General features: G+C 38.6%; 11 protein-coding genes. 6 read left to right on the plus strand and 5 right to left on the minus strand.

Annotated features, from left to right (window positions below):
• Positions 1 to 6 precede the first annotated feature (6 nt).
• Positions 7 to 7029, minus strand: coding sequence for a type I polyketide synthase (locus BW946_RS07310; protein WP_076595547.1), 7023 nt, complete (start codon positions 7027 to 7029; stop codon positions 7 to 9).
• 941 nt (positions 7030 to 7970) lie between these two features.
• Positions 7971 to 8984: a glutaminase A gene (glsA, locus tag BW946_RS07315; protein ID WP_139325980.1), complete on the minus strand. Its 1014-nt coding sequence runs from the start codon at positions 8982 to 8984 to the stop codon at positions 7971 to 7973.
• 521 nt (positions 8985 to 9505) lie between these two features.
• On the opposite strand from glsA, the gene BW946_RS07320 reads away from it, so the two are divergent.
• The 3 genes from BW946_RS07320 to BW946_RS07330 all read left to right on the plus strand — a co-directional run bounded on the left by BW946_RS07320 (position 9506) and on the right by BW946_RS07330 (position 17159).
• A complete protein-coding gene (locus tag BW946_RS07320; protein WP_076595548.1) occupies positions 9506 to 14374 on the plus strand; it encodes a PKD domain-containing protein in 4869 nt (1622 codons plus the stop codon).
• A 70-nt stretch (positions 14375 to 14444) separates the two neighbouring features.
• Positions 14445 to 16310: a T9SS type A sorting domain-containing protein gene (locus tag BW946_RS07325; RefSeq protein ID WP_076595549.1), complete on the plus strand. Its 1866-nt coding sequence runs from the start codon at positions 14445 to 14447 to the stop codon at positions 16308 to 16310.
• A 150-nt stretch (positions 16311 to 16460) separates the two neighbouring features.
• Positions 16461 to 17159 (plus strand): DUF1826 domain-containing protein, encoded by a 699-nt coding sequence (locus tag BW946_RS07330; protein WP_076595550.1) that lies wholly within the window; start codon positions 16461 to 16463, stop codon positions 17157 to 17159.
• A gap of 95 nt (positions 17160 to 17254) precedes the next feature.
• On the opposite strand, the gene BW946_RS07335 is transcribed toward BW946_RS07330, so the two are convergent.
• The 3 genes from BW946_RS07335 to BW946_RS07345 all read right to left on the minus strand — a co-directional run bounded on the left by BW946_RS07335 (position 17255) and on the right by BW946_RS07345 (position 20939).
• Entirely contained in the window at positions 17255 to 18514 is a 1260-nt protein-coding gene (locus BW946_RS07335; protein ID WP_076595551.1) for a hypothetical protein, read from the minus strand.
• A gap of 166 nt (positions 18515 to 18680) precedes the next feature.
• Positions 18681 to 20066: a tRNA uridine-5-carboxymethylaminomethyl(34) synthesis GTPase MnmE gene (mnmE, locus tag BW946_RS07340; RefSeq protein ID WP_076595552.1), complete on the minus strand. Its 1386-nt coding sequence runs from the start codon at positions 20064 to 20066 to the stop codon at positions 18681 to 18683.
• A 402-nt stretch (positions 20067 to 20468) separates the two neighbouring features.
• Positions 20469 to 20939 carry an Lrp/AsnC family transcriptional regulator gene (locus BW946_RS07345; protein ID WP_076595553.1) on the minus strand — a complete coding sequence of 157 codons (471 nt, stop codon included), beginning with the start codon at positions 20937 to 20939 and terminating at the stop codon, positions 20469 to 20471.
• 142 nt (positions 20940 to 21081) lie between these two features.
• On the opposite strand from BW946_RS07345, the gene BW946_RS07350 reads away from it, so the two are divergent.
• The 3 genes from BW946_RS07350 (at position 21082) to BW946_RS07360 (ending at position 25855) form a co-directional block, all read left to right on the plus strand.
• Positions 21082 to 22470 carry an MFS transporter gene (locus BW946_RS07350; protein WP_076595554.1) on the plus strand — a complete coding sequence of 463 codons (1389 nt, stop codon included), beginning with the start codon at positions 21082 to 21084 and terminating at the stop codon, positions 22468 to 22470.
• Between the two features lie 121 nt (positions 22471 to 22591).
• Positions 22592 to 23200, plus strand: coding sequence for a metallophosphoesterase (locus BW946_RS07355; protein ID WP_228402480.1), 609 nt, complete (start codon positions 22592 to 22594; stop codon positions 23198 to 23200).
• A 471-nt stretch (positions 23201 to 23671) separates the two neighbouring features.
• Positions 23672 to 25855, plus strand: a complete 2184-nt coding sequence (locus BW946_RS07360) for an outer membrane beta-barrel protein (protein WP_076595555.1) — start codon at positions 23672 to 23674, stop codon at positions 25853 to 25855.
• The last annotated feature ends 14 nt before the right edge of the window (positions 25856 to 25869 follow it).

A 25869-nucleotide genomic window follows, 5' to 3' on the forward strand; every position in this document is an offset into this window, starting at 1 on the left:
AGCGTTTTACCAATTATTTCCTGACATGATCAGCACCTGGCTTTCCGTTCCGTATTTGATTTCGTTAAGGAAGATTTCTTTTCCTTCATCCAATGGGATCATAGAAATACCTCTGCGTTCGTATTCCGATTCAAGAGTGGAAGAAACCATTCCGGCTCCTTTCCAGGGTCCCCAGTTGATCGAGATTACTTTTCCTTTTAATCTTTTGTTTAAAGCATTGGCGTAATCATCCAGTACACTGTTGGCCGCAGCATAATCTGTCTGGCCTTTGTTGCCGTATACAGAAGCAATACTTGAGAACAGAACTACAAACTGGCAGTCTGAACGAAGCTGTTCTGCCAATACACGAAGTGGTTTCACTTTGGTGTCAAATACACGTCCGAAAGAGCTTGTTGTCTTTTGTTTGAATAATTTATCTTCTAAAAGACCTGCTCCATGAATCACTCCATCCAGACGGTTGTATTTTTCATAAATACTGCTGATCAGATTGCTTAAACCTTCTTCGTCACAAAGATCCAGTGATTGGTAAATGATGGTATTTCCAAGCTCTTCCATATCACGGATCGTACGCAGGATCTGATTGTTTTTGAAAATCTTCGTTGTTTCTTTTTCTATTTCTGCAGGAGAAGTGAATTGACCTGACTTGATCAGGAAACCTCTGATTTCTTCTTTGGTTTTCATTCCCTCAAAATCTTTCGCAGAAATATCATTTCTTGGATCAGCTGATCTTCCTACCAGAATATAAGTACAAGGATACGCCTGAGACATGTGTTTTACCAATTCGGCAGTGATTCCCTGTGCGCCTCCCAATACCAATACCACAGATTTTTGATCTAATTGGATATGAGCTTCATTCAAGCTTGTTGATAATGGAGAAGGAATGATGTCTACCTGGTGTCTCTGATCGTTTTTATAAATCACCTCAGCAGGTTTATCATTGGTAAGGATTTCTTTCAACGTAATTTCAGCAATCTGATCTACTTCCTGAGGCGTACTAAGGCTGATTAATCTACAAGTTGTATTATCAAATTCTCTTGCTAAACTTTTGAAAAGTCCCGGATATCCCTGATGATGACGTAATATGCTTGCATCTGTAATTTCCTGAAGGTGTGCTGGAATATCTGAAATAAGATATACCCATTTTGCTTTATCAAAATCCAGTTTTTTGATCAGATCTACATGATCAATAATGCTTGGTTTATCAGTTGCTGAGAATAGATCCAGCATAATTAATCCGTCAATATGGGAAAGATCTTTTTCAGTATCTATTAACTCTACAATAGCTCCATGCTTTTCTAATGCATCTTTGATGGCTGAGGTTTGTTGGTTGTCATCTTGTGTAATGGCAAAACGTTTTCCCTGCAATATTTCAGTATTTTGTACTTTAGAAGCATCGGTAGGAGTGATGTCAAAACGAAGACGTGACAATACATTTTGAGTTGGCTCTGCGGTATTTTCTGCTTTCCCTTCCAGAGCTGCTTCGTTGGTTTCCCCATTCATTTCGCTGATCCAGCTTGCCAGACCACGAAGAGTTTTAATGGCCGCCAGTTTTTCCATCACATCATCAGCCTGTTCAAGGTTTTGACCAAATCCGATCTTAGTTTTAAGATCACCGATGATTTCCATCCGTTTAATGGAATCTATGCTTAAATCAGCTTCCAGATCAAGATCAATTCCTAACATTTCTTTTGGATATCCTGTTTTTTCGCTAACGATATTCAGGATTGCATTTTGAAGGTCTTCAAGAGAGAATGCCGGCTGAGTTTGTGATTTTGAAACTGCAGGTTCAGCTGCTGATCCATTTTTTTCTGAGGAAGCGGTAGTATCTGCTCCTGAGAATTCAGTAAGCCATGAAACAAGACCACTTAAAGTTTTTATTCCGGCAAGCTGCTCCATAACGGTGTCTTCACTGGTATTTCCATTGCCCAGAGTTCCCAGTTCGTTACGAAGTGTTCCGATGATCTCAACTCTTTTGATAGAGTCGATACTTAAATCCGCTTCCAGGTCCATTTCCATACCCAGCATTTCCTGAGGGTATCCTGTTTTGTCACTTACTACCTGTAATAATAAGGATTTGATATCTCTTGACGGAGCTTGCTTTACAGGAGCTGCAGCTACGGGTTGCTGATGAACAGGCTGAACCGGAATCGTAGATATAGGCTGGTGTGCAGCAGCTGGTGCTGGTGAATGGTATACAGGAGCAGGGAATGCCTGAGGATTCTGTCCCATAAAGGAAAGCATCACATCACGCTGTGCCTCTATCATTAATTTCATACTGTTTAAATATTCCTGCAGCATACGTTCAGCGGTAGACTGAGCTTCAGTTGCTGGTGTCTGTGGTTGATGGGTAAAATTGTTCATGGGAATAGGGTTTATAAGTGGCAACGCACCATTGGATGGCAGATTACCGGTAGTTGGGTGGGCTGTCTGCCCGTTAACACGCCAGATAGCAGGGCTTTTCTTGTAAAGCTCAGGTTGGTTAAGATCGATAATCGTAACACTTCTGCCGTCAAAAAGTTTATCAATATTAAAGCTTCTGCCAGTTCCTAAATATTGTGCCAGCATGCAAAGCAGATGACTGAATTTATTACGGCTGTTGTCTTCAACATATAGGGTAAGCTGATCTTTTTCAAGACAGGATTTGGTCAATCCGGTAAGTACTTTTCCTGGTCCTACTTCAATGAATATTCTTGCACCGTCGTTATACATGGCCTGAAGCTGTTCTACAAATCTTACAGGCTGTACCAGATGGTCGGTAAGTCTTTCTTTTATTTCTACCGGATTCGTAGGATATACTTCCGCTGTGGTATTGGACCATACAGGAATCTGCATTTCACTGAAAGGAATATCTTTCAATACTTCAGCGTATAATTCTTTGGATTTGGCTAATAACGGACTGTGGAATGCACAGGCAACTTCCAGTTTTTTAGCAGAGATTCCTTCCTGTTTAAGTACTTCCAGTAAGGTATTGATAGCTTTCGTACTTCCGGCAATTACGCATTGAGTCGGAGCGTTGAAATTCACAGGATAGCATCCTTCCACTTTAGCAATAATAGGTTGTAAACGTTCTGCCGTAACACTTGCCGCCAGCATTGATCCCGGATCTCCGCCTTCTACTGAATCTAAAATAGACTGAGCTCTCTGAACGCTTAAGCCAACAAGTTGATCTTCTCCAAACACTCCTGCAAAACATAAAGCTGGTATTTCACCATAGCTATGACCTGCCAGCATATCAGGAACGATGCCCAATGATTCTAAGAATTTTGCCAGTGCAAGGTCTACAATTCCTAAAAGCGGTTGTGCTAAACGCGTATCTTTAATGTTTTCTTTTTGTTGTTTTAAATCAGCTTCATTAAAGGTTTTTGATGGGAAAACTACTTTTTCAAGTTCAGGATACTCATCAATAATCTTACGCATGGCTGGGAAAACAACAAATAAGTCACGGGCCATATTGATTCTCTGACTGCCTTGTCCGGGGAATGTGAATGCTACTTTACCTTCTTTTTTATTCACGGTAAAAGTGTCTTTTGTCTCAATTCCCAGCAATACAAGTTCAAGCTTCATCATCAGGTCTTCGGCAGTGTCTGCAACAATACTGAACTGAATTGGCTTCTCTGAACTGATGCTTAAACTGTAAGCAATATCTTTTAATGGAATACCATCGTTAATTTCTAATAATACTTTAACCTGACTTGCCTGTCCTTTCGCTTCTTTATAGGTATCTCCGCGGAACACAAACAATTCTGAAGGCCACGACTGCATGGCAATGGAATTATCCTGCTTAGGATGGTTGGCAATTACCGTATGAAAATTTGTTCCTCCAAATCCGAAAGCACTGATTCCTGCATAACGGTTTTTCTCCGCCCATAATCCGCTTTCTGCATGAAAGGCAAACGGACTTGTTTCAGCATTATAATAAGCATTAGGCTGCTGAAGATGAAGGGTAGGCGGCTTTACACCGTGATATACCGCAAGCGAAGCTTTGATTAATCCTGCTAATCCTGCCGCACATTTGGTATGCCCGATCTGTGTTTTCACAGAACCTAGATGAGTCTGTCCCGGTAAAGCTCCTGAACGGCTGAACAAATTGGTCAAAGCACTTAATTCGGTTTTGTCACCTACTACTGTTCCTGTACCGTGAGCTTCTACAAGACCAACGGAAGCAGGACTGATCCCAGCCTGGGAATAAGCACGCTCTAAGGCTCTTACCTGGCCTATTTTTCTAGGAGCGGTCAAACCTAACGCTTTTCCGTCACTGGATCCTCCAACTCCTTTGATTACTGAGTAAATACGATCTCCATCCCTTACAGCATCTTCATATCTTTTTAAAACAAGGATGGCAATACCTTCTCCAAGAGCGATACCGTCTGCATCACCATCGAATGTAGCACATCTCCCTTTTCTGGATAAGGCATGCGTGCTGGAGAACATCAGGTAATCATTAATTCCGTTGTGTAAATCTGCACCTCCGGCAAGAACCATATCAGATTTTCCTAATACAAGTTCCTGGCAAGCCAGATCAATAGCGGCCAAAGAAGAAGCACAGGCTGCGTCTACTGTGAAGTTTCTTCCGCCCAAATCCAGACGGTTCGTAATCCTACCTGCGATCACATTGGCCAAAATACCTGGAAAAGAATCCTCGGTGGTATGTGGAAAGGCTTCTTTTACTTCTTCGTGAAGCTCTCCGAAGACCTGTTTATAATATCCTCTGAAACTATAGCTGTTGGCAAGGTCATTACCTCCTTCAGCACCTATAATAACAGAAATGTTTTCTCTGTTGATGTGCTTTTCGCCATAACCGGCATCTTCCATTGCACGTTTTGCAACCAATAAGGTTAAAAGCTGTGTAGGCTCAATAGCAGCAAGCGATTGTGGTGGAATACCAAATGCCAATGGATCGAAATCAATTTTTGGAATGAATCCTCCCCATTTGGAATGAGATACATCCGATTCGTTGGAATCAGGCTTATAATAAAGGTCTTTATTCCATCTTTCATCCGGTACTTCGGTAACACTGTCTTTTCCTAAAATGATATTTCTCCAGTATTCATCAAGGTTTTTAGCACCAGGAAAAATACATTCCATCCCTACGATGGCGATATCAAGAGGTTTTTCCGTAGAAACCGGTTCTTCCGGTAATACTGCATCCTGAATATGTTCGTAATTGTCTACCACACTTTGATGAAGGGCTGCCAATGAGATCACACGATTCTGCATGGTGGCTACCTGTCCGATCATATACATTCCTAAGTCCAGTTGGTCATCTTTAGGAATATTGACCAATTTGTCGCCCTGACGTTCTATTCCTTTAGCGGCAATACGTAAACGGCCTACATTTAATTTTTCAAGCTGTTCCCATACCTGCTTTTTGTCCATTCCGGCGGCAAGCAGTTTTGCTTTTTCTGTATTGAAGTGGTGAGCAAAAGCTGTATTTAAACAACGGGTTTCATGTCCTGGAGCTGTTTCCAGTAAAACGGTATCTTTCGCCTGCATTGCCTGAGCCTGAAATTCTTCCTGAATAGCTCCGGTTTCTACCGCTTCATGTGTATACAGATAGGCAGTACCCATCAATACCCCGATTTTCACTCCTCTTGCGGCCAATGGTGCAGCCATAATAGAAACGAATGCGGTTGAAAAGGCGTTATGAATTCCTCCTGCAAAAAAGACACTGATGTTTTCAGGATGATCTTCTTTTAAAATACGGTCAATTTGTTTTTCCCAGAGAACTGTACTGGACAAAGGACCTACGTGACCTCCACACTCACGTCCTTCAAAAATAAAGTTTTTCGCGCCTTCTTTGAGGAAAATATCCAGAAGGGCAGGGGAAGGAACGTGTAAGAATGATTTTATTCCTGCTTTTTCAAATACTTTAGCCTGTGCGGGTCTTCCTCCGGCAATCAAAACTACAGGAGGTTTTGCTTCTAATATATATGATGTCTGTTCATCTCTTAATTCCTGTGGAGCAAATCCTAAAATTCCTACACCCCATGTTTTTTCACCAGCCAGCTTTTTGGTATCCATTACCAAAGATTTTGCAGATTCTCCTTTCAATAAGGATAAAGCAACAAAGGGTAAGGCTCCGGCATCTGCTACTGCATTGGCAAATGAAGGAACATCACTTACACGGGTCATTGGACCTTGAGCGATAGGGTAGTTCAGACCCAATTCCTGAGCTAAAGAGTTGTTTTTATCAATTACTTTCAGTGCCTTTGCCTGCTTCAGGTGTCCATACATGGCTTCTTTGAAACCGAAAATCAGTTTTCTCAGGGTTTTGAAGTCTTCATACAGATCTGTTGCTAATGAAATATCTTGTCCCATTGGGATGTAACATGTACTGAGGTCTAGACCTGTAAAGTATTGTCTCAGATCTTCGGCAGTTGCATTCTCAGGTAAAACCGGTGAATTGGGTCTTACCAGTACACGATGGTTAGCAATCACTTTAGTTTCTGTACCATTCAGTTTTGAGCAGATTTCTTTCAGGTCCTGAGGGACCGAACTTTCCGGAAACAGAGCCAGTTGGCTGTCCAGTACAATTCCTGTTGCTCCCAAAGCTTTTGCTGCTGCTGCGGTATGGATGCCTATTCCTCCCTGTACCCACACCGGAATGCTCTGGATTTCTTTGATCACACGCTGGAATAATACAAATGTGGATTCATAGCCTACTAATCCACCCGCTTCATTTCCTTTGATAATGATTCCTTCTGCTCCTGACTGTTCAGCCTGTGTGGCCTCTTCCAAACTGGTTACCTGAAAAATAACAGGTATATTGAGTGGCTTAGACATTCCGAACGGAAGGATCGCAAATCTTACTTTTTCAGGAATTTGAAGAGTGGTGAAATCATCGTTAGAAAAATAAATACCATAGGATGGTACGTCTATCTGATCAAGTTGATGTAACGCTTCCTGGGCTTTCGTTAGCTCATTTCCTAAACTTAGTACGGGCAATGCACCTGCCTGGTGCAGTCGGGATACAAGGTTAACGTCCGGCTTTTCAAAAGGCGTCAGTCCAATAATGGTTAATTTTTTCATGGCGTGTTAATTGAATTATTGAATGATAGCAAGAGTTTAATAACAGAATGCAAGGTCTTTGCATAGTAAGACCATTACTTTTTGTTAGGATATAATAAAATTGGTTTTTATCAAATCGCTAAAAATTAATATTGTTTTATGATAATTATTTAATGATCTGTCAGTTACAGATAGATTTTGGGTTATAGTAATTATATCTGGCTTTTCAAAGGATAATAGCCAGATTTTGGTCAGGTTTTTCATAGCATTTACGGTATAGAAATGATTAATGATATCTCATTGCAAAAAAGCTTATATTATATGTATAAATAGCAATTTGAGGTGATGAGAAAATAAAAATAATGAAACTGTAATATATCTTTAATCATAAATGTTATTTGATAACAATTTTTTAATGTAAAAATATCTGTTGTTCAAATGCTATTAAAGTATATTTATTGTTTCCTTATTCTTAGAAACATTGCCGGTACAATCTTATATTTTTTAACTATAAATAGTTATAGTTAAAAAAATGTTAGTCAAATATAGGAATAAAAAATAAAATATTTCAAAAACAAGAGAATTGTTTTCAGGTATATTACAAAAAGATAATATACCCTAGATAAGGTTCAAAAATGTAAAAAATACCTTTGTGAATCTGATAAAATTAAAAAGCTAATTTAATTAAAATTAATCAATATATTGTGATTTAATTTGAATTATTTATGAACTTTTTATATCTTTTTGATAAATAAACAGATAGATATTTTTAATAATAATTTAAATATCTTTCCGAAATTCATAAAAAAAACAGTAAGTATCTGATATGCTTACTGTTTTTGTATGTGTTGATTGTTGATGTTTTTTTTGACTAATAAGCCATTTTACGGATGTATTGTGTCGTTTTTATTGATTTGAATAGCTGATAAACGATCTGCTTACTAATAGGTTTACTGAAAATATTAAAATATAGTTAATCCGTACTGCTTTGCCAGATCTAATATCATATGATACCCGGCCAGAGAATTTCCATGTTGATCTAAAGCAGGGCTGAATACCCCGATTCCTATTTTTCCCGGAACACTTACCGTAATTCCGCCCCCGACACCGGATTTGCTTGGCAAGCCCACTGTTCTTGAATATTCACCGCTGAACTCATACATTCCGGCTGTCAGCATTTGTGATTCTACTAATTTTGCTGTATCTGCGTTTTTATAAGTGGCATCTCCGTCGAATCTAACGCACTGGTTGGCAAAGAAGTAACCTATTTTTGCGAGGTCTTCAGCGGTAAGTTCAATGGAACACTGCTTGAAATAATTGTCCAGCTGGTCTTCGTTTCCGGAAATAAGTCCGCTGTTTTTCATGATGTAAAACATACCACGGTTTCGGTGGCCTGTTGATTTTTCAGATTCGTAAACTGATTTGTTATAATCTAGGGATGGATTTTTGGTAATGTATCTTACCATATCCAGTATTTTAAGGAATGGCTTTTCGCCATCCCCGGAGATTAGTGAAGTGGTAAGAATTGCTCCGGCATTCATCATTGGATTAAGCGGCTTTCCCGTAGTCTCAAGGTTTGAAAAGTGGTTGAAGGGTTTATCTGAGCCGAAATATCCCATTTTGTCGAAAATATGAGCTTCTCCTTTTTCGTTTACTGCTACCATTAATGATATGATTTTGGAAATACTCTGCATGGTGAATTTTTTATTAACATCACCGGCATTGAATACTTTTCCATTTTTATCAACTACTGAAAAAGCTATTGCCTTAGCATCCATTTTCCCTAGCTCAGGAATGTAATCTGCTACTTTTCCCTGAGTATAATACGTTCTGTTTTTTTCCAGAATGGTACTTAATGTTTTTTCTGAAAGGCTTGAGATATCTGCTGCTTTCTGTGCATAAAGGATTGTGTTTAAGGAAAGAAAAGCTGCAGTACAGATTCCTTTTGCGGAGAGTAAAAAGCTGTTGTTTTTCATATAGGATGTGTTGAAATATAATGTTTATGATAATCCTCAGGAAACAAAGATAAATTATTTTAATCTTGTCGGCAATTCTCATGATTTTTCTTGCAGATTATGATAAGAATGGGTGATACTTATAGGAGAAGACTGCATTGTTGAAAACACTAGAGATTTTTAAGAAGAAGTGGATAAAAAGTTTGCTGTTTTTATTTTTTTTAATGTGATTAATTTTAATATTAATCGTCAATTTTAAGTATAAAAATAATTTAATTTGATTTTTGGTTGTTGATTTTGGTTTTTAATAGGTCAAAATGTATGATTTTATTCTGTTGAAATCAGGTTGTTGCTCTCAAATTGAGCAAAGACAAGGATTTTTTTCCATAACTAATAGGTTGGTGAAATAACATATAATCATGAATTAATCTATATTGTTGGAATTCAATTGTGAAATAATGTTGTTTTTTCACGATTAAATGATTTTTGTATTGTTATTTTTATTAATTTGACAAAAAATTAATAACACTTTTTTAATAACTATGAAAAACAACACCTATTTTGGTAGGCAGCACATCTTCAGATGGCTCCTGCTATGTTGGCTTCTGGTACCTTGGGTACTACAAGCACAAGCTCGAATTACATGGACCGCCCAGGTTGGATGCCAGGAATTCCGCGGCGAAAAAGACGGTCAGATCCCTGACAACGGAATCGCCTATTCCTACATCAATTCATCCCAATGTCTCCGTGTCTGTGAACAATCAACGGTAAAATATGAGATTCAGGGACCGAATGTTTCCAATGTGCAATGGACTGTTTCGGGAGGTACTGCAGCTATTTCAGGACCCTCGAACACCGTGGCCAATGTAAGCTGGGGAGCAGCAGGTAACGGATCTTTACAGGCCGTCATCACCTATAATGACGGAACAGTGGAAACACAGACTATTTGTATTGAAAAGATTAACAGGCCAATTGCTAAATTTGAAATGTTAAATCTTGCCGATACCGTATGTAAGAATACGACAATCTATTTCGATAACCTTTCTGAACAGAACGGCGGGTCGGATATTGTTAATTATTTCTGGGACTTTGGAGATGGTACAACTTCTACCGCTTTTGAGCCTTCTCATTTGTATGCTAATCCAGGAAACTATACTATTCAGTTGACGGTAACGAACAAGTGTGGCTGCCAGGATAGAATTAAAAAACAAATCAAGGTATTAAAAGCAGATCCTGTACAGATCAACTGTGCTTCCGTAGTATGTGAAGGCAGTACTGAAAAATATAATGTACAGGATGGATGCAACAAAGGACAATGGAAAGTTATCGGAGGATCAATTGTTAACAATAACGGTAACGAAATCGAAGTTTTTTGGGATCAGGTTGATCCGCTTGACGGCTTCGGATATGTAATGTACATGTCAGAATGTGCTTGTCCTGAGTGGACGACAATTAAAATTCCTGTTGTTTTAAAAAATGCAAAAATTAAAGGACAGGAAGTGATATGTACTGGCAGACAGTATACCTATTCAATTCCTCAGTGGCCTACAACGAGCGTTCAGTGGAATGTGACAGGTCCGGCAGGAGGTCAGCTGACGAACACCCAGCAGAGAAATGAAATTGTTTTCAGAGCAAATCAGCCAGGTACTTATCACCTTACGGCAAATTATTTCAATACTTTATTGACATGTGAAGGACAGGCTTCTATAGATATCGTAGTAGAAGCACCAGTATTGGTAAGTGGTGGTGTGGATGAAATCTGTGCAGGAACTAGCCAGGGATTTACAGCAGTTCCTAATGTACCGGTGATCTGGAAGGTGACAACGGGAACATCTACTTATACTTCTCCACCAATGACAGGAATATTCAACTACAACTTTGCAACAGCGGGAACGTATACTGTGACGGCTACCAAGCAAGGAGGAGGTTGTGAAAGTAATGGAAGAATTATTAAGGTATTACCAATTCCACAGGCACCTAACGGAACCATTTCCGGAGAAACAAAAGTATGTCCCGGAAAACCTTATGTTTATACCATCAGTTCAGTAGATCCTGGTATGGTACCGGTTTGGAATGTTACCAACGGAACCATTCAGGGAAGTAATGCAGGACCTTCTGTTACGGTTATATTTAATGCCGGTGCTACATCATATACAGTATCTGCACAGAACAAATCTATCAGCAGTGCCGCATGTCTTTCAGCTCCGAAATCGTTTAATGTAACGAAGTTGGACCTTAATACTATTGGTATTAATGCTAATTCAGGACCTTTCTGCCCGAGTAGTACCCAAACATTCAGTGCTAATCTGAATGGTATTGTTCCGGATTTTATGGAATGGTCATTTGCAAGTTCCAATTTCGGAAGTGTAGTGGGAGGACAGGGTACAGCTAATATCACTGTAAACTTCAACGAGATTTCTTCAACAGATACTACTGATCTGATTCTGAAAGTAGTAAAATGCGGAGTGACAAAAATCATCACGATGCCGGTATCTTTAATAAAGCTTCCGGTAGTAAGCTTTACCAATGTTGGTGGAATTTGTTTGGGTTCAAATCTTACTTTTACAGTAAATCAGGGAACCATTACTTCGGCGACAAGTGTGACTTTCACATTTCCTGGTGGAACGTATACTACAGCATTTAATCCTGCCGGAATTTACAGCTTCCCGAATAACGGATATATCCAGAACAATTCAGGAAACAATGTTTCTCAAACGGTTGTTGTAACTTATACAGGTACTAATGGATGTAATTATAAGCCTACGGCAAGTGCTAACTTTATTGTATATCCTGAAACTATTATTACTGTTTCTCCGGTATATAATATTGCAGTTTGTGATCCTGCCACGATGACACCGTATACTATTACGGCTAACAGTTCTACAGGACTTACAAATATCTTGTCTTGGCAATGGTATAAAAATAATAGTATGATACCAGGAGCAACTACCAACTCATATACCATCTCAGGAGCAGGTGCTTTTGGAACGTACAGAGTGCAGGCTGTAGATATTAACGGTTGTGTGGTTTCTTCACAGAACATTAATGTGACTCAGTCTTGCCCGAGCAGTGGAAGTTGTACGGCAAACCCTCAGATTAACTTCGTCCCGGCATGGTCTGCTTGTAACACGATTACTGTTTCAGGTTTAACATACAACGGAACTCCGGATGAGATCCAATGGTTGTCAGATACTGTACTTACTTTAGTTTCCGGTCAGGGAACGGCTTCACCGGTATATCAGACTAATCTTGCAGGCGCGCACATTGTTTTTGTACGTCTGAGATATGGTTCATGCTGGTACAGTAAAGGGGTAGAAGTGAGAAAGAACTATGAGCCTAAATTCAATATCAGTACAGTTTGTAACGGAAGCGGATATACAGTAACGCTTTTCAATACCTCTACGATATTTGAAATCAATCCTGCGTCTATAACCTATACATTTACTTCGCCGGGACAGCCTGCTCAAACAGGACAATCGGCAACGTATAATCTTGCGCCGGGTACTTATACCTTTACAATGACAGTGTCTGCACCAGGGAAACCAACGTGTACCACTACACAGACAATTACATTAGCTCCTGTTCCTGATACCACCTTCCTGGTTCCAGGCTGGCTATGTACACGTTCACCTGTTACGTTCAGTCCTATAAACTATGTTCCGGGAAATACATATACCTGGATCTTTGATGGTACCTCTTACGTTACAACAGGACCAGATGCTACAATAACATATAATACTGCAGGAACAAAAACCATTCAGCTGAAAATTAAAACTCCTATGGGATGTGAATATAGTTCTGGTGTAATTGGTGTTAATGTAAAAGAGGCGACTCTGGATGGTGATATGGCGCCTCCTGCTTTGGTAGCTTGTATTGGAAGTGCTCCTAATATCGTATTTACCAGTACGCTTGGATCTCCTAACCAATATATCTGGATGAATGGTTCTCAGGCTGTACCAGGTGCACCAAACTCTCCGGTATTTACTCCAACACAATCTGGTAACTACTGGCCGGTGCTGGTATCATCAGACGGATGCAGAACAAGTATTATGAGTACTAAAGCCATACCTGTAACGCTTAAAAACCCTCCATATGTTAATATAGCAGGAACAGCTAATATCTGTGAAGGATCATCAGCAGTACTTACTGGTATTGTAACGGATAATACATTGGAATATCAATGGAAAAAAGGAAATTCAGTAGTCGTACCATGGACTTCTGCTCCTTATCCGATTGCTCTAAGTACAGGACCATTATCTGCAGGTACTTATGTGTATACACTGGAAGTTAGAACTCCGGGTACTTCAGGATGTACAAGCAGTAAAAGCTTTACAGTTACTGTAAATAGCCCTCCGGCACCAGTTTCGGTAACTTATAATATGGTAAGCTGCCAGCCTTATCAGGTTGTGTTAACAGCATCAGGACCGTCTGCAGGAGTGTATAACTGGAGCAACGGAATGACAGGTCAGTCTATCACAGTATACGAAGGTGGTGCTTATCAGGTTATTTACACTGCACCAAGCGGATGTAAAGTGGTGGGTAATACGCAGGTACCATTAAGTCTTGAAAGCCTTATGTGGGTATTCCCGACAGGATGTTATGATGAATGTCTCAGAAAGAATTATGTTTTAGGACCAAAAGGAGTCTTTGATCATCATGACTGGCAGCTGTTCGGAAACAGTATCCAGAGTGGAAACAATGATTATATTTATCCTTTATATATTGGTGCTGCAGGAACCTATCAGTTACAGATTGATCATCTTGGATGTCAGTTTACTTCCGGAACCATGAATTACTATCCAGGTAAAGAATGTGGATTCGAAACAGAATGTAAACTGGAAGCAAGTATCAAAGACATGAAATGGGTTGGAGATCACTATAATGTGTATGGTATTATCCACAATGGCGGAAGCCAGCCGATCAGCCTTACCGTTTCCAGTCTTAATGGATTTGGAATTTATCTTCCATCCATTATTACGATTCCGGCAGGCGGAGTGTATGATATGAACGCTAATCCATTGGCATTCTATCCAAACTCAGGCTTCCAGGGTGCTGATGAGATTTTATTCTCCAATGAAACATGTAAGTTTACTACCAAAGCGGTAGATCCTAACTGGATGGGTATGAAAAATGCAGGAAGAAGTGTGATGGCAACTTCAGTTTCTTCTCTGAAAATGACCCCAAATCCTGCGAAAGAAAAAGTGAAAATCTCGTATAATACGGGCAATGAAAAATTACTGGCAAAACAGGTTACGGTTTTTGATGCCATGGGCAATGTCAAATTCCGTAAGGAACTGAAAACGGCTTCCGGAGAGGTAGACGTGGAAGTTACCAGCTGGCTGCAGGGTGTTTATATTGTTATTGTACAAACGGGAGACACCTCATTACAAGGAAAACTAATTAAAAATTAGTAGCTTATCAAGCAGTGTTCTCTCCGGAGAACACTGTTTTTTATAGTATGTGATAATTAAATGAATTTTTATGATACAATTTAAAAACAAACTTTGGGCACTCCTTCTCATACTACCGGGATTATCTTTTAGTCAGGCTTATCAATGGCAATGGGGAAAACAGGCAGGAGGATTAACAGGTTCGGCAGATCCGGGCTTTCATTATGTCTTTGATGAATCCATAAGGGATATTGTAGTGGACAAAAACAATAACACTTATTATCTTGCAACGATGCGCGAACAGGGACAAAACCTGAATGGTACTTCTGTAACCAATTACGGGCTGAGTGATCTTTTTCTGTTCTCTGCTGATTGTGCGGGAAATATAAGATGGTCCAGACCCATAGGTGGTTCAGGAGACGGAGAAAATGCATGGCATATTAAAGTGGATAACAACGGAGGATTATACGTGATGGCAACCCTTTATAACAATTCTTATGTAGGAGATCCTGATGCGGTTCCTGTACATTTTGATGATACTCATACACAGCCCCTGTATACTTATTATGACCAAACAATAGAGCCTGCCCATAAAGCAGCTTTTCTGTTAAAATATAATACTTCGGATGGTACACTGGCGTGGAGCAAATCTTTACAGGGAGATGTTAACTATTTCTCCCGTATGTGCGATGTTCAGATGATGTATATGGATTCTTCCAAAAATATTCACGCTGTAATGGGATTCAGAGCTGGAACCCATTTAAACGGATTAATTACCGTACCTTCCACCTTTACGTCAACCTATCAGTATTATGCGGTTAAGTTCAATTATGATAATGGAAATATGACCCCGGCGTCTCCTTTGCTTCTTCCTATCACAGGAAATGCAATAAATATTGTTGGAAGAGAGGGAAAAGTGAATGTTGTATACGATGAAAGCTTGAATCGTTATTATATTGCCGGTAAAAGAATGGATCCCGGATTCAGTAATCTGGTTGATCTTTCCTATAATAATGTTCCTTTTACGAAAGCTGCTTATGTATTTGCTTTTGACGGTACTACAGGGGCTGAGGTATGGAGAAAAGAACTTAATAATGGTACAACAAGTACGGATGACGAAATTCATTCTATTATAAAAGACCCGGTGACTTCAGATATTTATATTTCCGGACGTTATTACAACGGAATAACGGTGCCTGCTACTTTCGGAAGTTATACTTTTCCTCTGAGAAGCTATGTGGAGGCCGTTCCGTTTGTTATGAAAATGAATGCTTCAGGTGCAGTACAGTGGGCAAGAACTCCGGAAGCAATGTCTGGTCTTCAGTTTGGCTATCGTTTTACCAAAGGAACAATTGCCATTAATGGAAACGAGATAGCATTCGCCAAAGGAAGTTGGTCTGATGTCTGGGGCAGCTATGCAATGGTACGTCCTGATGGAGACAGATCAGATCCTTTATTGGTGAGACTTAACAAAGATACCGGAGATGTTTTGGGAACAGGAGAGATTCGCAGTAACTTTTATGTTATCGATGAATTTACGGCGGTTGCAGCAGATAATGACGGTAACTATGTAGTGGGAGGCTTTTTTCATGATCAGTTATTTACAGATGCCAATGATAATGTCAATACAATGGCTGTTAATGTAGCAGGAGGGAAATCTCAATCTTTTTTTACAAAATTTGCTAAATCAGCGTGCACCCAGATGTCAGTAGAAGAAACTGCTGCTCAGTCCGGAATGCAATTATACCCTAATCCGGTTCAGGATGTACTTACCATCAGGAGCAAAGAGCCTTTGGTTTCTTATGAAATCTTTGGAGCAGCCGGGCAGCTGGTAAAACAGGGAACTTTGAATATGATGCAGGAACAGATCGTATTATCTTCTCTTCAAACAGGAGTATATTACATCAAACTTCAAACAAAATCTTCTACAGTAACGGAAAAAATACTAAAGAAGTAACAAAAACAAAACTGAAAATTAATATCCTTATATATAAACGGCATTCTTTGCAAAGGATGCTGTTTTTTTGTAGAGTTCATCTGATGTAATTGAAAAATCTATTCCGTATTTTTGTAAAGAATTAAGCAGCGAAATTGTTTATTCCAACATATGAGCAAAACGTTTTCCGGCCATCATCAAGTAGGTATGGTTGCTTCCTTTTCTGAACTTGTGAATACCCATTTTCAAGGCACTGTGAATGCAGTCTGCTGGCATAGAAATTTAGTGGGTGACTTTAAAGAAATTGCCACAAAGCTTCAGCTGAAAGATGATATTACAGAAGTTTCCGGCGAAGATCTCTTAGCATTGGAATTGTCGGAAGAGGGGAGTATGGCGAGAGAAATTATCCTGAATGACCTGCAGTTATTAACAGATTTCGGAGCATCTCCGGTTCTTAATTTGCTTAAATGTTATGAGCGCGATGAGGAACTCGGTTTTATTTCAACAGATGTGTACTCCTATCATGTTGACCGTTCACCTGTAGGAACAGACACTTTTCTTTGTACTTATCATGGAACAGCGAGTGATATTATACCCAATGATCAGGTGGAACAGAAAATTTTAATTCCTGAAATCCGGGAACAGCTCAGAAAATTACATGACGGTACTGAAGAAGAATTTGAAGACTTCCTGAAAGAGTATTTCTTTGATCTGCATTATCAGCCTAAACCCAATGCAGAGCCTGTCAATTTAGGGGTTGGCCATCTTTGGCGCATTGCAGTAGATCATCCTGATCAGAAGGCTTTACCTTGTGTTCACAGAGCACCTGTTGAAAATGATGGAGAGTTCAGGCTGCTGTTGATTTGTTAAATTATCATTGGGTCTTGGGAAGAAACCCAAAAATCCAGCATCATTCTGATACCGGATTTTTATACTGGATAAATAAAGTTAAATAGTCGGCTGTTTTACCATTTAATTTTTATTTTTGGAACTACTTTTTTTATTTCATTGGCTACATTAGTTCCTGCTTTCCCCAGTTCATTGCTTATGTTTCTGACCACTTTCACAGCTTCATGATTTTTTCCGGGGCCGTACTGTAAATCGTGAACTGTAGTGTTCCATGTTTTGACGATATCGTTATTGGGACCAAACTGACCTTTTAAGGCATCTCCGATCTGATTTAATCCTTTAACGATCGTATTATTTTTTCCAAAACATCCATTATCACCACCCACTCCGTTTGTCAGGCATTTATTTAACTCCCGGTAGGTGAGCTGGCCGCCTGCACAACCTGCAAATGCATAAGGCTGGCCTCCGGTACTTACCGCACACTCAACGGCTATTTGGGCTTCAGTGTTCAGATTTAGCTTACTTGCTCCATAACACACGGCAGTTCCCATAAAGGATACTTTTCCGTTGTTGGCCTGATCTTTAAAGCAGGATACCAGTTGTTTTAATTCAGGGTCATTTATTTTATCAGCAAAACAAAGCGGATACATTTCGTAATTACCACCATATTCTTTATAACATTTCATCATATCCTGAGTAATTTGTTTTTCTTTTGTACCGCCTAATACACTCAGCATGCAAAGGCTCTGTTCTTCTGTTGTTTTTGAATTTTTTGCACACTTATAAATTTCAAGCTCTTTCTGGCCTGCCATATTAGACACCATACAGTCACCAAATTTCAGCTGATTTAATGATCCGTCAAAATTCAGGGAATTCTTATAGCAGTTTACTGCAGTCTGTTCACTTGTCATCATTACATCTCCAAAAGGTTTTTGCTCATCCACAATTTGTGTGGGTATTGGTCTTAGTCCGTCAGCAGTCTGAATTCCTGTCTGGTTATCATAAGTGGGCTTTGGCAGATGCATAACTGGCCGTGGAGGAATAGGAATATTGGAATAACCAACTATCCGGTATCCATATCTGTAATCTAATTCTATGATATTATTGCTGAAATCCAGGAAAAAAGCTTTTTGATAAGGTACCGCTGACGGCAAACGTAAATAATTAATTCCGGTTTGATCATATACGGCTTGCCCGGCATTTCCCGGATTGCCATTCTGAACAATCATTCCCGTATTAAACATAGTAAAAGACTGGCCATAAGCAGTCAGGAACATCTGGCCAATAGGGTAAGCCTGTGCAAACAGGCCGGAGCATACGCTGATAAGTGAAATGAATACACTTAAAAAGGATAATTTTTTAATAATTGTTTTCATGGCGTTATTTTTTCATAAAATTACCCCGTAAACGAATACTAAAAAATTACCCTTTTTCGCTATTTTTTTAAGTTGAAGAGCCTTAATAAATAAAAAAACAGCCTTGGAAAGGACTGTTTGTGTGTTTTTGGATTTGATTTTTTTAAAAGTGATAAGGAAATTGGTTCTATTTCCCGATACAAAACTTGGAAAAAATATTTCCCAGCACTTCATCATTGGTCACCTCTCCGGAGATTTCGCCAAGATGTTCCAGGGCATTTCGAAGCTCATAAGCCAGTAACTCTGTGGAGATCTGGAAAGAAATAGCTTCTTTCACTTTATGAACGGCATCCATTGACTTTTTTAAGGCTTCAAAGTGACGTTGGTTGGTGATCACAACATTATTTTCTTCAGTTTTTAAATGCTCCACATAGGAGGAAAGCTCATTTTTAAGATCCTGAATATTTTGATTTTCAACTGCTGAGATTTTGATGAAATCAAATTCGTGAGAAATAGCTTCTCTGAAAATATTTTCTACCATTTCGTATTGGGTAGGAATCACTTCATCAATTTTTGTCGCACAGATAATCAGCTTAAGATCTTCTCGTAACAAGGATTGAATCATCTCAATATCCTCAGAAAAATCCTCAGTAGCAGCATCCGCCAGATACACAAGAATATTGGCATTTTCTACCTTTTCTTTAGCTTTTTTTACCCCGATCGCTTCAATTTCATCCATGGTTTCACGAAGTCCGGCAGTGTCAATTAATCGGAAGGCATTACCTTTAATATGAAGAACTTCCTCAATCGTATCTCTCGTTGTTCCCGCAATATTACTCACAATCGCCCTTTCTTCCTTCAAAAGCGAATTCAGCAGCGTAGATTTTCCGGCATTCGGTTTTCCGATGATAGCAACGGCTGTTCCGTTTTTAATGGCATTTCCGTATTGGAAACTTTCAATCAGAGAGTTTAATTTGGCTTCAATTTTATCCAATAATCCGCTTAGGGCACTTCTGTCTGCAAATTCCACGTCTTCTTCAGCGAAATCAAGTTCCAGTTCAATTAAAGAAACGAAATTTAAAAGATCAGTTCTTAATACTGATATTTCATTGGTAATTCCTCCCTTCAGTTGATTGATCGCTACCTTTCTCGAAGCTTCATTTTCAGATGCAATGACATCGGCAATTGCTTCTGCCTGAGAAAGATCAATTCTGCCGTTGATAAAGGCACGAAGGGTAAATTCTCCCGCTTTGGCCATTCTAGCTCCGTTTTTGATCAGGGTTTCAAGAATACGTTTTCCAATATGCGGGGATCCGTGAAAAGCAATCTCCACAGAGTTCTCAGTGGTGAAACTTTTCGGTGCCAGGAAGATGGAAAGCATTACTTCATCAATAGCTTCTTCCTCATCCATAAAATAACCGTAATGAATGGTATGGGATTTTTGTTTTTCCAGATTTTTTGCCGGAAAACTTTTCTGAACTACAGATAAAGCTTCATTTCCTGAAACCCGGATGATGCCTAAAGCACCTATTCCATTGGCAGTAGCCAGTGCACATATCGTATCGTTATTCATGCTGCAAATTTACGGTTTTTAATGTAAATTTTCATTCAGGTCTTTTATTCAGATTATCTATTGCCTTATTCAGTTTAAAACAAGGAAGATTTGAAATCTGCCATGTTTTAAATGTTGGTACATAGTAAGTGTGCTTGCTGTGTTAGCAAATAAAGAATAAACAGCTACTGAAAACGCCATGTTAAATTTAAAATATATAAAATAATTCTGTTGAATGTAAATCGCATTTCAATGTAAAAATCTTTATCCGGGGATGATGTGCTGTGATACAGTGATTAAAACACTGACGGTATTTGAGGGATCAGTCTGGAATTACTGGCAATAGATGATAAGAGATTAATACAAAAGATTGGGTTTACAATAAAAAGCAGCTGTATGAATAGGCGCAGCTGCTTTTGCTGCTTAAATAATCTGCGCGCTTTCTTTGATACTGTTCATCACAAAAATACTTTTAGTTTGCCCTATTCCCTCGATTTCTGATAATTTGTTGACGAAAAACTCATGAAATTCATCCATATTGGGAGCCAGGATCTTTAGCATAAAATCAAAATCTCCACTGATATTGTAAAATTCTACAACTTCCTTCAGTTTACCAACTTCCTCAATAAATTTTCCCGCTGTTTTTTTATTATGAACATTTAAAGCAATCATACAGATCACCATCATCCCTTTATTGACCTTTTTGCGGTCAACCACAGCCGTGTATTCTTTAATGATTCCTTGCTTTTCCATACGTTTGATACGTTCGTGAGTAGGCGTAGGACTCAAATTGATTCTTGCTGAAATATCGCGGACACTCATCTTCGCATCTTTCTGAAGCAGGCGGAGAATGGAGAGGTCTTTTTCATCAGGAATATAATTTTCTGCTGCCATTTTGTTCTGTTTTTATAGGTTTTATCTGGTGTTTTAGGTTTTTTGTTCTTTTAATTATTTAATATATTAAATATTGTTCCAAATTTATGATAAAATTTCCAAATACGTTCTGTTAATTTTAATTTTGCAGGAAATTTAAAACATGGATACAAGGAAGAATTTAGTATTAATTTTAGCATCGGTAGGAACATTTGTAGAGGCTTTGGATATTGCCATTATTAATTTAACAATTCCTTCTATCCAGCAGCAGTTTCAGATTGGAGCCGAGACTGTTCAGTGGCTGCAGACACTCTATGTATTGTTCTTTGGAGGATTTCTGATCATCGGTGGAAAACTTTCAGACCAGATGGGAAGAAAGAAAATGTTTTTATGGGGAGCTCTGATTTTTATGCTCACTTCATTGGGGGCAGGATTGTCCCCGAATTTTGAAGTACTGGCAATATTCCGTGCTTTACAGGGATTGGGAGCTGCATTGGTAATGCCTTCTGCATTGTCTATCGTTACCAATACCTTCAGAGGAGAACAGGAGAGAAACCGGGCCATCGGAATTTTCAGTTCATTTGCTGCTATTGGTTCGGGAAGCGGTCTTTCGGTAGGAGGGATTATCAGTACATACCTGAGCTGGCATTGGGTCTTTCTGATTAATGTTCCCATTCTTTTAATCACATTGGTATTATCGTATTATTATCTGCCGGCAGATGATAAAAATGAAGCCGCTCAGAAAACAGATATCATATCCGGGATATTGATGGTATTTGGACTTTTAAGTCTGACTTACGGTACGCATGAATTGGTTCATATTAAAGAACAGCCTTTCCTGATAGCGGGTTCTTTGGTTTTAGCATTGGTACTGCTTGTTATGGTATACTACCGTTTACAATCTGTAGCAGAGCCTTTGGTAGATTTAAAATTGTTTAAACATCAATCCTTAGTAGTTTCCAATGCTGTATTCTTTACCTTGGGAGCATTTTTTATCGGATTTTTATTCCTTATTTCACTGATGCTTCAGAAAGATATGGGATTTAGTGCTGCTTCTGCAGGATTAATGCTTGTTCCGTTCAGTATCGTATCGGCTTTAACGGCTAAATTTATTCTACCACATGTATCAAAACGTCTGAACTCTTCTCAAATGGGTGTTTTAGGATGGTCGTTTATGCTAGCGGGAGGATTGCTGCTTTTGATTTCTGTTTACGCGGGACATCCGCTAACGATAGTTTTATTGGGAGCTGCATGTATTTCCGGAGTTGGAATGACATTTTGTTTTACCGCACTTTCAGTAATGGGGATCCAGGATGTTGAACCTGCGCATTACGGACTGGCATCAAGTTTAAGCTCTACAAGTTACTTTTTGGGAGCAGGAATTGGATTGTCATTCATGACGTTAATGAGTCAGATCTTTCCTTCAGAACTATCAGTGGGAAGCCTGAATCTGATTATTTTGATCAGTTACGCTCTGCTGGCTCTCGGAATGTTATTCTTTTTTATAATAAAAAGCCTGAAAGTGAAGCAGGCAGAAGTTGCTGTTTTATAATAAACGGTCTTAAAAATATACAAACTATATGACGAAAGAACCGGTGCTTAGGGATCGGTTCTTTTTTTGGCTTTTTGCGATTCTGTTTCCCTTTACTATCTTTGTTTTTTTATTTTTCATTATGAAAATACAGGTTATCAGCGATCTTCACAGGGAATTTGGAAGTACGGAATTATGTTTTGATCATTCGGATATGATTGTGCTGGCAGGTGATGTCAATTTGGGAACCAAAGGGATTGAATGGATTAAAAATGCAATTCCTGATAAACCTGTAATTTACGTTCTTGGTAATCATGAATATTATAAAGGTTCATATCCTAAAACACTCCATAAGATCAGAGAAGCTGCGCTTGATTCCAATGTTCATGTGCTGGAAAATTCATCTATAGACATTGACGGTATTCGTTTTCATGGGGCAACCCTGTGGACGGATTTTTCGATCTTCGGAAATCCTGTTCAGTACGGCATGCTTTGTCAGCCGAAGATGAATGATTATAAAATGATCAGGAGGGATCCTTCCTATTCAAAAATGAGAACACTGGATACCTTCAAAATCCACCAGTTTTCAAAACAATGGTTACAGGAAAATCTTAAAGATTCAAAAGGATTTAAAAATATAGTTATTACTCATCATGCACCCAGCATACAATCTGTTCCGGAGCATTACAGAGAAGATCCGTTAACAGCAGCGTACGCTTCTGATCTGGAAGATTTAATTACAGAATACTAGCCATTATACTGGATTCATGGGCATATTCATACCCCGTGCAGATATAAGATCGGAGAAACAGAAGTCATTTGTAATCCTCATGGCTATATTGATGAAAAATATAACGGATATGATAAGGAACTGATTATTGTTGTTGAGTAAATCAGCAAAAAGAAAAAATCCAATTATTTTCTTTTTCTTATTTTTTGAATATCAAGAGATGATTCACGCTTTTTCATGAACTGCTTATTAAAAATTAAGTATTTAGGACAAATTTTAAAGTTTTTTTTAATTGAAGATAAAAACTGTTTTTAAGAATAATTGGTATGAATATGATTTGGATTAAGTTTATTTTTTGTGGAATTTGTATCTTTTCTTAATTTATGTTTAAAATATATTTAGTTATATTGCTGGAAATTAAGTATTTATTTTATTTTTTGATGTAACGAAATTATGGAGATAGTGGTCTTATAGATAAAACTATTATCTCACATGAAAATAATATTATTTCCTATAGCAATATTAACAGGCTCATTAGCAATGGCTCAGCAGACTCCGGCTCCCGCAGCCAAAGATACTGTAAAGGGAAATGCAAAAGAAATAGAAGCTGTTACTCTGGTTGCCAGAAAGCCAACAGTAGAATCTAAAGTAGACAGAACTGTATTCAATGTAGCGAATAGTGCAATTCTGGCAGGAAATACAACATGGGATGTTCTTAGAATGACCCCTTTGGTAAGCATTGATAACAATGATGAGGTAAAAGCCGAGGGACAATTGGTTACCGTATACATCAACGACAGGAAATCTGTTTTTACAGGGAAAGAATTGAAGGAATACCTTAAAACAATTCCAGCTGATAACCTTATGAAAATTGAAGTGATTACCAGCCCGTCTTCCCGATATGAAACTTCAGGGTCCGTTATCAATATTGTTCTTAAAAAAAGGGATGATGAGGGCCTGAAAGGCAGTATTTCTCTTAACAACAGGCAGAGTACCAAGAATTCACAATACACGAATTTCAACCTGAACTACCATAAGAAAAAGTTTACCCAAACCCTTACAGGAGGATACAATAACGGAAATTATGTACAAAAAACCCAAACCTGGGATAACCGTTATGAAAAAAATAAGCTTACCCGGTTCAACCTGGAAAACTTAATGAGGAATGAAAGCCCTTCTATTTCTTCTACCTCGGAGTTTGAAATTAATGATAAAAGTAATTTCGGACTTGTATTGGAGTATTCACAAAACAGAAATCTACTTTCAGCGGAATCTGATGGGATGACTTCAAAAGATGGAGATCCGGGAGAATCTTTCCTCCAAAGCCAGAACAATTGGGGATTCAGCCGTAATCTGGGAACAAATGCTTTCTATAAATACTATGATAAAGAAAAGAACAGAATTTTAGATATTAATTTGGGAACCAATTACTCCGGTGATAACAATGATAACCTCATAGATAAACTAATTGATAAGCAGGGAGTGAAAACAGCCCAGCAGCTAGGAGTTATCAGTTCAAATCAGATGCGTAATTATTACCTGAAAGTGGATTATACACAACCTTTTGGTAAATCTGGCGGTACAATGGAAGTGGGTGGTAAAACGGAAATAAATAATCATGCAATTTCCAATAGCCTTTATGGATTCAGCATGAATAATCCTACCCCGGAATTTGCTAATCTATCCCAAAATGACAGATTCCATTATGAGGATCATCTGAGTTCTTTATATGCCAATTACAGTAAGACATTTTTCGAAAAACTGGAAACGAGAATCGGAATCCGATACGAATATATTGACTATAAAGTAAGACAGGAGGTAGCAGGTACAGAGAGGAGAGATTCTTACGGCACTTTTCTTCCCAATCTATTACTGAAATATAATTTTTCGGAGAAATTTGACTTGAGTCTTACCTATAACCGAAGCATCTGGAGACCCTGGTATTCTGAGTTTAATCCTTTCCTGATGCCTGAAATTAACGGAACGTATTCCAGAGGAAATCTTTATCTGAATCCCAACCCGAATGACCGGCTTTACCTTAAATTAGGTATTCTGAAGAAGTATTTTATTTCTGCAAGATATATGCATACCAATCAGGATTACTGGACAACTTATGTAACGGAAAACGGAAGAACGGTTTCATTACCCGGAAACTTCGATGGAAAGGTTGAAAAATATTACCTTTTTGCCAATACCAATCAGAATTTCCTGAAAAATAAACTGAATGTGAATGCCGGATTTGGATGGTATTACATTAATAATAAAGATTTTAATGAGAAAAATAAACTGGGTGCCAAAGACTATATCAGTTATTGGGGAGCTTCCGCCAATATATCTTATACGAATCTTTTTAACAAAAACATTAATGTAAGTGCATGGATGGAACTTGCCAATCAGAACAACGGAAATTCATACGCGAACAATACCAATGTCTTCCATAATATTTCAGTGACTAAAATATTCCCGAAAACTCAAATGGAGCTAAGTATGCAGCTGATGAATATTTTTAAAAGACCTTATGGTGATAACACAACGTATAGTGCGGATGGAACTTTCAGAGAGTACTCAAAATGGGACTGGTACGGTGTTTCCCTTACTTTTGTAAAACGTTTCGGAAACCAGAAAGTAAAAGAAAATACAAAAACCGACGTAGAGAAAAACGGCGGCGGAAAATAACCCAAGATTTTTCA

It is taken from the genome of Chryseobacterium sp. RU33C (assembly GCF_900156015.1).
GTDB lineage: Bacteria > Bacteroidota > Bacteroidia > Flavobacteriales > Weeksellaceae > Chryseobacterium > Chryseobacterium candidae.